Origin of the sequence: Mucilaginibacter sp. (assembly GCF_965225845.1) — a bacterium.
Taxonomy (GTDB): domain Bacteria; phylum Bacteroidota; class Bacteroidia; order Sphingobacteriales; family Sphingobacteriaceae; genus Mucilaginibacter.
Genome location: NZ_CBDDBL010000001.1, coordinates 53,342 through 66,360, shown reverse-complemented (window position 1 = coordinate 66,360; position 13,019 = coordinate 53,342). Strand labels below are relative to the sequence as shown.

Genomic DNA, 13,019 nt, shown 5'->3' with positions numbered 1-13,019 from the left:
AACTATGAAAGCTGCTGTTGTCCATGAATTTGGAGGTCAGCTAACCATTGAAGAAATGCCGGTTAAAGAACCGGGTGAAAACCAAATATTGGTAAAGGTGATTGCCTGTGGTGTTTGCCATACCGATCTCCATGCCGTACAGGGCGATTGGCCCGTACAACCCAAAATGCCCTTGATTCCCGGCCATGAAGCATTAGGTTATGTGGTAGCTTTAGGCCGGGGAGTGAAAAATGTAAAAGAAGGCGAGATTGTTGGCGTACCCTGGCTGTACAGTGCCTGTGGTTGCTGCGAGTTTTGTATAACAGGTTGGGAAACACTTTGCGATACCCAGCAAAACGGCGGGTATAGCGTTGACGGCGGGTTCGCTGAATATGTGGTAGCTGATTCAAGATATGTGGCCCACTTTCCGCCCAATATCAATTTTACCGAAATGGCACCTATTATTTGTGCCGGAGTAACCGTTTACAAGGGCATAAAACAAACTGAAGCCAAGCCGGGTGAATGGATAGCTATATCTGGTATTGGGGGTCTAGGGCACTTGGCTGTTCAATATGCTAAGGCAATGGGTTTGCATGTGGCAGCTATTGATATTTCAAACGATAAGCTGGACTTAGCTAAAAGGCTTGGCGCTGAATTGGTAGTAAATGCCAAGGAACAAGATCCAGGTGAATATTTAAAGAAGCAAACCGGCGGTATGCACGGTGTATTAGTGACCGCGCCATCACCGATTGCTTTTAAACAAGGCATATCAGCGCTAAGACGTAAAGGCACCATTGCACTAAACGGCTTACCAAAAGGAAGTTTTGACCTGCCAATTTTTGAAACCGTTATTAACGCTTATACCGTTCGCGGCTCTATAGTTGGTACACGTAAAGATATGCAGAAAGCTATCGAATTTGCGTTAGAAGGTAAAGTAAAGGCTACCGTTCGCCCAACTAAACTGGAGGATATCAACGCTGTTTTTGATGAGATGAAAAAAGGTGAGATCGAGGGTCGTGTTGTGCTGGAAATAGCAGAACCGGAACATTATCACCGTGGTTAAGTTAGTGTTGTTTGTTATGTTGCTGGCGCCTTTTCAACTAAAAGCTGCCAGCGACACAACAATTTACCATGCTTTAAAAAGGAGCAGAGCAGGTTTGTATTATCCGCTATCCGTTGAGCGGTTTTACAAAGCGAATGGTTATAAATTAGCCTGGATAACATCCAATATCATTAAAACTCATGTATGGGACGCTATGTTATCATTGGATTGCATAAGGCAATACGGGTTGAATCATGAAGACTATCACCCGAAACAATTGTTATACCCTGAATTGCACAAGCTCATTCAGCAAAATAAACAAAACGAAGCGACGGTGTTGTATGATATTTTTTTAACAGATGCCATTATCCGGTTTATAAATGATTTACATTATGGGAAATTAAACCCGGTTTACACCAATAGAAAAATTGATCTGGGCCTAAAGTTTGATGCATGCACGATATTGATACTGGCATTGAATAATAATGATTTTGATAATGTAATAACTAATGTACAGCCAAAATCGAAATTGTACTTTGGTCTTCAGGATCATATGCGGCTGTTGGTAGGCCAGCGTAGTGGCGACTGTTATGTAATTTCTCCGGAACTAATTCGTAAGATGGCTATTAATATGGAGCGTTTGCGTTGGATAAGTACAACCGGTAAAAAAGTGCGTCTTACTTTGATTGTTAGGGAAGGAATAGTGATTAATTATCAAGATATTCATTATCAGGACAGGCTATTAGAAAGGTTATTATACGATAAACATACTTCAAGGTGTCTGCTAATGAATGTTAAAGAAGAACAAAATAAATTATAATATTGGCCGGCTTGAATTTCCATTTTTTTGAGTTTTTAGAATAATAGTTAATCATGCTAATACAACTAGTATCGCTATGGTAATTAAGCGTAGTAAGTCTAACTAACTTATAAAAAGATATCTACGGATTAGCTAAAAATATAGGTGCTATAGAGTTTAGAGGTGATCCAAAGCAAGATCGAACTGGTAAGAATGATGCTCCAGGCAAATTTCGTCCTTGTTTTGATTGTAAATATTTCTCTCTATTACTACCTCGGTTTTAGTTACAAATTCTTTGTTGTGAGCTATTACCCACGGGCAGTACATTATGGTGTGCCTTTGGTTGCGAGTTGATATGTGAAAGCAAACGGTTAGCTATGTGTGATGTGTAACCGATATAAATTTGATTAATGTTGGTGAGTAAAGAATATAAACTGTGAACATAATTTAGGTTTAATAAAAAAGCCACCCAAAGGTGGCTTTTTGCAAAGTAGCGGGGAGCAGGATCGAACTGCCGACCTTAGGGTTATGAATCCTACGCTCTAACCATCTGAGCTACCCCGCCGGGTTATTTTCTTCAGTGCATTATCAATGTTAATAACCCAGCCGAAAAAGGTTTGCAAATATAGCAGAAATTCGTTTCCTTTAGAAAAAATGTTAAACATTTGCACCTAATGCTTTTAATCTATCGATAAACCTCTATGTCTGAAAAGAAAAAATTTACTATGGAGTACGAGATAAAGTCGTCTCCGCGCATATTATATAGCTTTTTAAGCGAATCAAACGGTTTAAGCGAATGGTTTGCAGATGAGGTTAGTGTTAGGGACCAGGTTTATACTTTTACCTGGGACGATGAGCAGCAGAAGGCTAAACTACTGATGCTTAAAGAAAACAAGCTGGTAAAATTTCGCTGGATTGATGACGACCCTGAATATTTTTTTGAAATGGAGATATTGCAGGACGAGTTAACCAATGATGTGGCCCTTGCAGTAACTGATTTTGCTCCCGCTGATGTTATTGAAGAGCGAAAACTTATTTGGGATAACCAAATAGAGTACCTCATTAGGGTATTAGGTGCCTGAGCTAATACAATTTTCCTTAATTTTACGTTTTTAAATTTGCGCCGCGCATTTGTTGCATTGGTACAGGTTTTTATTCTTAATACGCTGAAATCTTCTGATGAAAAAAATTCATCTTCTTATACTTAAATCATTTATAAGGCCTTTTTTAAGCACTTTCATCATCGTGATGTTTGTATTGCTGATGCTTTTTTTATTCAAGTATATTGATGACCTGATCGGTAAAGGCTTCGCCTGGTATGTGATTTTAGAATTGATGATGTACGCCTCGGCAACAAATGTTGCCATGGCGCTCCCGCTTTCGGTACTGCTTTCCACCATCATGACCTATGGCAGCCTCGGCGAAAACTATGAGCTGGTTGCTATTAAAGCGGCAGGTATATCGTTAACCCGCGCTATGTACCCCATGATCATCATCGTGTCCATTCTCAGTGTTTCAGCATTTATTTTTTCTGATTACATGCTGCCGGTTGCCAATTTAAAATACTTTTCACTTTTGTATGATGTGCGGCAGCAACGCTCGGCAACATTATTACCCGAGGGTGTATTTAGTAACAGCTTCCCGGGTTATACCATCAGGGTTGAAAAAAAGGGTGCTGACGGCCAGGCATTGTATGGCGTTATTATCTATGCGAAAGACCAAAATGATAACAATAATTCAGTAATATTTGCTAAAGAGGGTAAAATGTATCGTACGCCCGGGGATAAGTACCTGGTTTTAAAACTGAATGATGGTATCCGTTATGAAGAGTCGGCAGGTGATATAGGGTACAATAACCGCCAGCGTATGATGCGTTTCCGGTTTAAGGATATGGAGCAAAAGTTTGATCTGTCAGCTTTTAAACTATCCCGTACAGACGAGAATGGATTTAAGTCAGCATTTCAAATGATGAATTTAAAGCAGCTAAGGGATTATAAAAATACAACACAGCACCAGATAGATAGCTCCAAGGAGGCAAGTTTCAGAATGGTGGCTCCTTATATCAAGTTTTTTGTATTGCCTAAAAAATCTGCGGTAGCAAAAAATGTTATCCCTGTACCGGCACCTCAACTTAAGGTCGCCACACTTATTGAACAAATATCCGCCATTACTAATGGGGCCAGTGAGGCAAAGTCTGTACAAAGCCTGCTTAATGATAATATTACCAAAAATGCCGATAATGCCAGTAATATAAGGCACTCATTGGTGGAATATCAAAAAAAATATACCCTCTCGGCTGTTTGTATAGTGTTGTTTTTAATAGGAGCACCTTTAGGGGCCATTATTCGTAAAGGTGGTTTGGGTTTACCTGTCGTTGTATCTGTAGCATTTTTCCTGATCTATTATATTATTTCAACAATAGGCGAGAAATCTGTAAAAGATGGTAATGTATCGCCAATATTAGGTATGTGGATCGCCATCATCATATTAACTCCAATTGGAATATTCCTATCATACAAGGCCATAACCGATTCAGCTATTTTTGATGCAGATTCTTATAAAAAGTTTTTTGATAAGAAAATTTTCAACCGGTTTCTTCGCCGAAAACCTGCCTGATATATTTTACAAAGCACCGACCCTAATAATTTTATTATCCTTTACCTTTGATCAAATTTAAATACGCGGCGATATTTATAATGCTGCTTTGTGAAATACTACCATGTTAAATACAATACCTGAAGCAATAGAGGCTATAAAAGCCGGTAAAACCATAATTGTTGTTGATGATGAAAACAGGGAAAACGAAGGTGATTTTTTAACCGCCGCCCGTAATGCCACCCCCGAAGCTATAAACTTTATGGTGAAATACGGCCGTGGCTTGGTTTGCGCTCCCATTACACGCCAGCGTGCCCGTGAGCTTGATCTGGAACCAATGGTTAGCCATAACACAACATCACACGAAACAAATTTTACAGTTTCAATCGATTTAATTGAGGGTTGTACTACGGGTATTTCCGCGTCTGATCGTTCAAAAACTGTATTGGCCTTGATCAACCCCGCTATTAAACCGGAGGATATCGGAAGGCCGGGACATATATTTCCGCTTATTGCAAAAGATGGTGGCGTTTTACGCCGTACAGGCCACACCGAAGCCGCTATTGACTTGGCCGTTTTAGCTGGTTTTGAGCCTGCGGGAGTAATATGCGAAATTATGAAGGAAGATGGCGAAATGGCCCGCTTACCTGAATTGCTTATAATAGCTCAAGAACATGACCTGAAGATCATATCTATAAAAGACCTTATTGAATATCGCCTGGCAACGGAGTCAATGGTTACACGGGAAATTGCTGTTAAAATGCCAACTGAATGGGGCGATTTTGATATGATCGCCTATACCCAAATTGATACCGGTGAAAATCATTTGGCGCTTGTTAAAGGTACATGGGAGCCTGATGAACCTATATTAGTGCGCGTGCATAGTTCATGCGTTACAGGCGATATTTTTGGCTCATGCCGATGCGATTGCGGGCCCCAGTTGCATAAGGCAATGGAGATTATCCAAAAAGAAGGCAAAGGCGTAGTTGTTTATATGAACCAGGAAGGCCGTGGAATCGGGCTGATCAATAAACTAAAAGCTTACCATTTACAAGAAAATGGTTTTGATACTGTTGATGCCAATATTAAATTAGGTTTTAAAATGGATGAACGGGATTATGGCATCGGCGCGCAAATATTGCGTAGCCTGGGTGTATCAAAAATGCGTTTATTATCTAACAATCCTAAAAAACGTGCGGGCTTAATTGGTTACGGGCTTGAAGTGGTAGAGACATTGCCTATTGAAATAGCGCCAAATCCACATAACGAAGCTTATTTAAAAACGAAGCGTGACAGGATGAGCCATACTATATTGCGCGATCATTAATTGTCATCGCCTTCGGCTTTTTCGCTGCCGGTGCCGGCGGCTTTGCTTGGCTCAGTTAATGTTGGGATATCATTGGTGGCAGGTGTGGGTGTTTTGCTCTTGTTTTTATTCTTCCTGAATAAATTCCTGAAAAACTCGCCAAAGGTGTCAAAATCTCTTTGATAGGTTAGGCCCACGCCATTTACGTATTGCACGCTCAACTGGTCGATCGTATTAAGTGTGGTGGTGTTCAATACGCGATATGAGTATTTGGCTGTCAGGTCACCAGCCGGGCGTAAAAGGTATTGCGCCTCAAAATCCTTAGTTAAACTGTTGAAATTAGAGTTAAATATACTGGTCTGAGCAGCATTGTTAAATAGGTCATTACTGCCAGTTGTTGTAAACAAGCTTCCGTTAAATATCAGTCTGTTGTTAAATAACCTTAAGGAAGCGCTCGCGTCATTAAAGGAGCGTAAGTTCAAATCAAAATTCTTGATGTTTGATTGCGAAATAAAAGTATTCAATTTATTAAAGGCAAACTCGCTCACTGCTTCACCAGCTGTGCCCAAAACCTGGTTGGTTAAATTACTTGGCGTACCCGAAGCAAATTGCCTGCGAACAATAACACTTAATGCTTGCTGGCTACGGTTGTTATAGTCAGTTAAATAAGTACCCAAATCATCCTTGATTGATGGATCAGTAGGGAAGTTAAAGTCAAAATCAATAGTTGGGTGTAATAACGATTTCGTGATGATCAATTCTGCCTGTACCAACACGTTTTCAGCTCCTTTTGGTGATTGCAGGCCTGCTGCCTGGTAAAGCGGCGAAACGTCGGTACGTACTTCGTAAATGGCATTAAGGTTTATTTCAGCATTGGCCGGGTCGCCCGTCCAGCGTATGGTACCGCCCTGGTTAACCGTAAAGTTTTTACTGATGAAATTCTTTGCTGTAAATTCAAATTTACCCGATGAGATCAGGAAATCGCCATACATGTTGAAATCGCCCAGGCTGTTAATGTTCAGGTTAAGGTTATTGGTAGTGCCGCTGCCTTCCAAAACACCGTAATCGGTTGATATTTTTACGATGGTTTTTTCATCAACTGTAAGGTTAAGGTTTAAGGTAACACCATCAAAGTTGTTTTTAGGTATTACAACCTTAGTACTATCTTTATGGCTTACAAAACGAATAAAATCATAATCACCCGCAGTTGACGAAGTGTTTAACGGAATATTGAACACGGTACCGGCTTGTGTTTTAGCGGTAATATTAATATTCATGGTATTTACCGGGCCATTAAACGCGAATGTTCCCGTACCATAAGCTACACCATAATAAAGGTGGTTGTCTTTAAATTTGGTGTTTAATGCCTGCAAGTTTTTGGCTGTAATGGTAGCCTCAATATCCGGGTTATCTAAATTGTTCAGGTCTACGGTGCCTTTTACCTCACCCGTACCGCCATGCGAGTCTTTCAGGGTCATGCCATCAACATCAATTACGCTGTTTTTTACGGTCAGCTTATCATTAACGGTGTAGGCAGTTTTAAGATAATTAACGGTTAGGCCGGTATTTTCAAGCGTAACGGTGCCGTTCATTTGCGGTTTTGACGCCGGCCCGGATATGGTCAGGTCACTGGATACTGTACCCTTTGGATCGGAAACAAGGCTGCGGATAAACGGTTCAAAAATGATGGTTTGCGCATGGTCCATTTTCGCGTTGAAATCAAGCGCGTCTGCCGTCGAATCCTGCCCGAGCTTATAAACGCCGCCAATATTTACAGTTTCTAAACCGGCATTGTTTATGCGCATTTTTACATCGGCTTCCTTGCGGTCATTACCTAGTGTTGATTCAAGTTGCACATTGCCTACCAGGGTTTTGTTCATGTTAAGCGAGTCGATATTTAAATGCGCGTCGATACCCGGCGTATTGGTTATCGAAGTAAATACAATATTACCGTTTAGCGCGCCTTTTAATCTTACCCCTGATACTTTGGTCAGCTGATCAAAAGTCGCCATGCTGAACTTCTCAAACTCAAGCTTGAGCTGGTCCTGCGGGTTAGCGGATACAAAACCATTAATACGTACTTTCTGCGGCCCGTTTGATAATTGAAAACCGGTAACCTGTGTTCGGCCATCTAAAAACCTGATCCTAACCTGGTCTGTTAGCTTCCAATCCTGGTGTTCCAGTATTACATCCGATGGCAGTAATTTTAATTTTGCGGTAGTATCCCGCCCAAATTCAACCAACCCGTAAAGATCCAGCTGGTTGGTAGCGTCTTTATCAGCTAACTTGATGTTGAAGTTCAAGCTGTCTCTTTTTAACTGGTTTGATATGTCGATGTTCTTAATAAAAAGGCTATCTGTAATATTGATCTTACTTAGCGAAATGTTGACGGCTAATTGCCCGTTAGATGTGCTTTCATCCAGGATGAAGTCATGAAATACAGTTTTGCCATACTGGATAGTTTTCACATAGCCATTAAGTGTGGCCGTTTCGTCAGTAGAATTAAACTTCCCTACAAATGTACCCTGGTCAGGTATTTTTAGGTCCGGATCAAAGAGCGCGGTAACCGGCGCTATGTTTTTTAATGTCAGGTTAAAATCAAAGTGTTGTGGCTTGGGTGTAACAATGGTTGTTTTTAACGAGGGGATATATTTTTTTGCGATCTGTTTAAAATAGGAAGGTAGGGTGGCGAGGTCAAAAGTGCCCGTAATTGCTGCATCGGCGATATCTGATTTCAGATCGAGGATACGAGAGTTTCCTGTGCCATTTGCCGTCAGTTTTATCGAATCAACCACATAATTATTCCTTGGATCAACAACTCTTATCGGAGAAAGATCAATACTACCCTGCATGTTTTCAAGGCTGTTGCCGCTAAAGTTGGTGCGTACTTTAGTACTTAATGTGATCGTATCGGCTAATAATTTTAGCGTATGTAAATGTGCATCCTGAATATCGGCAGTAAGATTATAAACCGGTAAAGCCGGGTTTAAATTTACCGTGCCATTTATATTCAGTTTTATGTTCTTATCATTGATGCTGATCCTGGCATCGGCAATTTTTTTGATGAACGTACCATTTATGTTCAGATTATGGTAATCATAGCCATTATAGCCTAAATAACTGATCTGTGCATCAACTTTCTCATTCAGGTTCTTCAATGCATCACCACTGCCGTTTACGTTGGCTGTTAGCGTTGCCCGGCCAATGGCTGCGTTATCAAGCAGGCCGCCTAAATAGAAGTTTGAAGTGGTGATTTTTCCGCTGTAAGAGGGGATGCCGTTTTTATTTATCTTCAGATTAATATCAGGATCAAAGCGGCCCAGTTTAGTTTTAAAGGTTCCGAATGCTATAAAATTATTTTGCATGCCGGTAAACCTGCCTGTGAAGTTGATATTGCCAAACTTGCCAACAATATCGGGCACTTTAGCGTTTTTGGAATCGGTAAAGTTGCTGTACAGGTAATCCAGGTCCTTTTTATTGGTAGCCAGCTGATCAAATTTTAGTTCGAGGAAGGTATTATCCCAGTCCGGTAATCCACGCAAACTGAAATCACCGCGGATGTAAGTCGCCTGTCCGCCTGTTATCAATAGATTTTTGGCTGTAAGATGGTTCACCTTACCATGAATAGCTCCGTCGACACCGAGGTCAAAACGCACATGGTCCAGCCCATCTGTAAAGAATGAAATATCCTTTGATGATACGCGTGATGATTTAAAATCAGCATCCATCATCACCTTATCTTCAATATCAGCAAAGTCATCAAAGGATTTAAATTTCATCCTGAAATAATCCTTAACCAATGAGTTTGGCGTTTGCAAAAACAGGTGTTTAGTTAAAATCAGGTTGGTATCAACCGTGGCATCAGCGGTTAGGTTTTTGATGATAGCACCACTTTTTTCATGCAGGGTAAGGTTGTGTACATAGCCTTTAAAAAGGTGGTGCACAACGTCCATGCTGTCTATCACTGTACTTAAATTTTTTACGTCAACATCATCAAAGTTTACGCCTTTTTCGAGTGAATCGACCAGGTAATTCTTATAACGGAACCGAAGGTTGTTAACCGCGATCTTCCCGAATATAACGCTCCAGGGCTTGCCGGTTGATTTCTTTTTCGAAGTATCGGGAGAACTGAAAAAGTCTTCAATAAATTTAACGTTGCTGGTGCTGTCCTTGTATTTTTTCAGGTAAACGGAGCTGTTATCCAGTTTAATCAAACTTAGGTCGACAGTACGTTTTTTGATGCTGCTCAAAAGCGAAAAGCCATTGATGTCGACAGTCAGTTTTGATAAATTAACCAGCGTGTCCTTTTGCGGATCGAGTATACAAAGCTTTTCGAGCACTATTGAAGTAAATGGCTCAAAATAAAGGCTGCCTATAGTGACTTTGGTATGCAGTTTTTTGGAAAGATAGGCTGCACCCTTTTTTGCGGCCCAGGTTTGTACCGGTTTGTACTGGAAAATTAACAACAGTATGCTAAGCGTCAAAAAAACGACCAACACCAACCCTAACGCTATTTTGAGTACTTTTTTAATAACTTTGTATTTAATTCAAAAATTAAAAGTGAAAATTCAAAACTTTGAAGCTTATACGCGGATGTTTTGACTTTGTTTTTAACCCAAGGTTCAAAATAAAGTTTTATTATCCCGCCAAATAATCTCTTGGCTTTTGACTTTTAACTTTTGACTTTTAACTTTTTAACCATGTCTGTAATACTTGCCATAGAATCCTCTTGCGACGATACCTCCGCAGCCATTTGTGCCGATGGCGTTATCCTGAGCAATGTTATTGCCAGCCAGGCTGTTCACCAGGCTTATGGAGGCGTTGTTCCTGAGCTCGCTTCGCGCGTGCATCAGCAAAATATCGTTCCGGCTGTCCAGGAAGCATTACTGAGGGCAAAAGTAAGTAAAAATGATGTTACTGCCGTAGCTTTTACACGCGGCCCCGGACTTTTAGGCTCACTTTTAGTCGGCGTGTCATTTGCCAAGGCTTTCGCGCTGGCTAAAAACCTGCCATTGATTGAGGTTAACCACATGCAGGCACACGTTCTGGCCCATTTTATCGGTGACAAAAAGCCTTCGTTCCCGTTTTTATGTTTGACGGTTTCCGGCGGCCATACCCAAATCGTTTTAATAAAAGATTACTTTGACATGCAGGTGATCGGCCAAACCACGGATGACGCTGCCGGCGAGGCAATGGATAAAACCAGCAAAATTTTAGGCCTGCCATATCCCGGTGGCCCGCTGATTGACAAACATGCCCGCACCGGTAACCCGGATGCCTACAAATTCCCCGAGCCTCAAATTCCGGGATTCGATTTTAGCTTTAGCGGCTTAAAAACCTCTATCCTATATTTCATCCAGAATAACGTTAAGGCCAATCCCAATTTTATTGAGGAGAACATGAATGATATTTGCGCCTCGGTCGAAAAACGTATCGCCACCATCCTCCTCAACAAACTCAAAAAAGCTGCTGCAGAATATGGGATCAAGGATATTGCCCTTGCAGGTGGCGTATCTGCGAATACTGGCTTACGCGAAGGACTACTGGCGATGGGTGCAGAAATAGGCTGGAACTGCTTTATCCCAAAATTGGAATATTGTACCGATAATGCTGCTATGATAGCCATTGCGGGATACCACAAATACCTGAAAGGCGAATTTATTGGCCAGGATGTTGCGCCCTTGGCGAGGATGCCATTATAATGCTGAAGAGTTAATTTAAAACTATAATTTTGGAGCGATGGCTTCAAACCATCAACCATGAACTAATAACATGAACGGAGCCACCTACATATTTTGGATAATTTTTGTAATCCCATTGATCGCTTTTTTAATATGGCTTGTTCGCCAGGATAAGCGTACTGGTAAAATAGGTATTGCTGTTGTTATAGGCCTGGTTATAATGGTTATAATTTATATGTACGTTAAGCATATGTTCGCGCCGTATACTCCAGTGTATGATTAATACCTACTGACAAAACAGTGTCAGTACTTTTTCCAGTTTAATTCCCGAAATTTGAAAGTAAAGGTAATCCTTCCGGTTGCCTGTTAATCAATCCGTTTAACTATATTTATCGGGTAAAGTAATTAATGCCTTGCCAATATGGCATTAAGCAGCCAAATTGTAACAACGGTATACGTTTTGTACTCTAAACACCAAACAACAATTAACCAATCTACAAAAAACAATGAAAAAGCTATTCACAGCAATATTATTAGTAATGTCTGTTATGGGTTTAAGCTCGTGCAGTTATAACAGCATGGTACAAATGGACGAAACCTGCAAGGCCAAATGGAGCGCGGTTGAAAGCCAATACCAGCGCCGTGCGGATTTGATCCCCAACTTAGTAAATACAGTTAAGGGTGTTGCAAATTTTGAAAAAAGCACTTTAGTTGATGTAACCAATGCCCGCGCCCGTGCCACATCAATACAAGTCGACCCAACCAAACTTACGCCTGAAACCATCCAGAAATACCAGGCAGCACAAGGTCAGTTAAGTACTGCTTTGGGCCGATTATTGGTTGCATCAGAAAACTATCCGCAATTAAGGGCCAACGATAATTTTACCGCTTTACAGGCACAGTTGGAAGGCACGGAAAATCGCATTAACATTGCCCGTTTGGATTTTAACGCCGCCGTACAGGAGTATAACAGCAAAATCCGCTCGTTCCCGGCTAATTTAACCGCTAAAATGTTCGGCTTTACCGAAAAAGGTTATTTCCAGGCGGACGCAACTGCAAGCAAAGTGCCTACTGTACAGTTTTAATAAGGATTGCACCCATTAAGATTTGATTACACCGATAGGTGTCGAATACAATCGGTGCAATCATCCTAAAATCAGTGTAATCCCAAAAAACCATGGCTTTATTTAACGACGAAGAACAGCAACGCATCCGCACGGCTATTGAAGATGCCGAAAAGCATACCTCGGGGCAGATCCGGGTTTGCATTGAGAAAACTTGCAGCGAGCCAACGCTTGACCGCGCCACCAAATATTTCCATAAACTGAATATGCATAAAACCAAGCACCGCAACGGTGTATTGGTTTACCTGGCGACAGTCGACCGTAAATTTGCCATTATTGGTGATGGCGGTATAAATAAAGTAGTGCCTGCAGATTTTTGGGATAGTACCAAAGAGGACATGCTGGAGCATTTTAAATTAGGTGATTTAGTTGAGGGGATTGTAACCGGGCTTAAAATAGCCGGTGAGCACCTGCAAAAATATTTCCCGCATAATGCTGATGATACGAACGAATTATCCGATGACATTGCCTTTATGGACGGCGAATAAAAACA

At 41.1% G+C, this 13,019-nt stretch carries 11 protein-coding genes and 1 tRNA gene; 9 read left to right on the top strand and 3 right to left on the bottom strand.

Annotated elements, in window-relative coordinates; genetic code table 11:
• Positions 1–4 precede the first annotated feature (4 nt).
• Together adhP and ACYZ0U_RS00275 are read left to right on the top strand one after the other, a co-directional pair.
• Positions 5–1,042 (top strand): alcohol dehydrogenase AdhP, encoded by a 1,038-nt coding sequence (gene adhP / locus ACYZ0U_RS00280; RefSeq protein ID WP_461448612.1) that lies wholly within the window; start codon positions 5–7, stop codon positions 1,040–1,042.
• Entirely contained in the window at positions 1,035–1,841 is an 807-nt protein-coding gene (locus tag ACYZ0U_RS00275; protein WP_461448610.1) for a L,D-transpeptidase scaffold domain-containing protein, read from the top strand. The genes adhP and ACYZ0U_RS00275 overlap by 8 nt, the downstream gene beginning before the upstream one ends.
• Positions 1,842–1,997: 156 nt before the next feature.
• On the opposite strand, the gene ACYZ0U_RS00270 is transcribed toward ACYZ0U_RS00275, so the two are convergent.
• Complete coding sequence (locus tag ACYZ0U_RS00270; RefSeq protein WP_461448608.1) at positions 1,998–2,147, bottom strand: hypothetical protein; 150 nt, start codon at positions 2,145–2,147, stop codon at positions 1,998–2,000.
• Between the two features lie 164 nt (positions 2,148–2,311).
• Positions 2,312–2,385 (bottom strand) — tRNA-Met (locus tag ACYZ0U_RS00265).
• A gap of 136 nt (positions 2,386–2,521) precedes the next feature.
• Between ACYZ0U_RS00265 and ACYZ0U_RS00260 the strand changes: the two genes are divergently transcribed.
• The 3 genes from ACYZ0U_RS00260 to ACYZ0U_RS00250 all read left to right on the top strand — a co-directional run bounded on the left by ACYZ0U_RS00260 (position 2,522) and on the right by ACYZ0U_RS00250 (position 5,742).
• Positions 2,522–2,902: an START-like domain-containing protein gene (locus tag ACYZ0U_RS00260; protein WP_461448606.1), complete on the top strand. Its 381-nt coding sequence runs from the start codon at positions 2,522–2,524 to the stop codon at positions 2,900–2,902.
• Between the two features lie 97 nt (positions 2,903–2,999).
• Entirely contained in the window at positions 3,000–4,436 is a 1,437-nt protein-coding gene (locus ACYZ0U_RS00255; RefSeq protein WP_461448605.1) for an LptF/LptG family permease, read from the top strand.
• Positions 4,437–4,539: 103 nt separating this feature from the next.
• The gene (locus ACYZ0U_RS00250; RefSeq protein WP_461448603.1) at positions 4,540–5,742 is read left to right on the top strand and encodes a bifunctional 3,4-dihydroxy-2-butanone-4-phosphate synthase/GTP cyclohydrolase II; all 1,203 of its coding nucleotides are present in this window, start codon (positions 4,540–4,542) and stop codon (positions 5,740–5,742) included.
• On the opposite strand, the gene ACYZ0U_RS00245 is transcribed toward ACYZ0U_RS00250, so the two are convergent.
• Positions 5,739–10,205, bottom strand: a complete 4,467-nt coding sequence (locus ACYZ0U_RS00245) for a translocation/assembly module TamB domain-containing protein (RefSeq protein WP_461448601.1) — start codon at positions 10,203–10,205, stop codon at positions 5,739–5,741. The genes ACYZ0U_RS00250 and ACYZ0U_RS00245 overlap by 4 nt on opposite strands.
• A gap of 216 nt (positions 10,206–10,421) precedes the next feature.
• Between ACYZ0U_RS00245 and tsaD the strand changes: the two genes are divergently transcribed.
• The 4 genes from tsaD to ACYZ0U_RS00225 all read left to right on the top strand — a co-directional run bounded on the left by tsaD (position 10,422) and on the right by ACYZ0U_RS00225 (position 13,014).
• Positions 10,422–11,423 carry a tRNA (adenosine(37)-N6)-threonylcarbamoyltransferase complex transferase subunit TsaD gene (tsaD, locus tag ACYZ0U_RS00240; protein ID WP_461448599.1) on the top strand — a complete coding sequence of 334 codons (1,002 nt, stop codon included), beginning with the start codon at positions 10,422–10,424 and terminating at the stop codon, positions 11,421–11,423.
• 70 nt (positions 11,424–11,493) lie between these two features.
• Entirely contained in the window at positions 11,494–11,685 is a 192-nt protein-coding gene (locus ACYZ0U_RS00235; RefSeq protein WP_461448597.1) for a hypothetical protein, read from the top strand.
• 223 nt (positions 11,686–11,908) lie between these two features.
• The gene (locus tag ACYZ0U_RS00230) at positions 11,909–12,487 is read left to right on the top strand and encodes a LemA family protein (protein WP_461448595.1); all 579 of its coding nucleotides are present in this window, start codon (positions 11,909–11,911) and stop codon (positions 12,485–12,487) included.
• A gap of 92 nt (positions 12,488–12,579) precedes the next feature.
• Positions 12,580–13,014 carry a TPM domain-containing protein gene (locus ACYZ0U_RS00225; RefSeq protein WP_461448593.1) on the top strand — a complete coding sequence of 145 codons (435 nt, stop codon included), beginning with the start codon at positions 12,580–12,582 and terminating at the stop codon, positions 13,012–13,014.
• Positions 13,015–13,019: the final 5 nt, after the last annotated feature.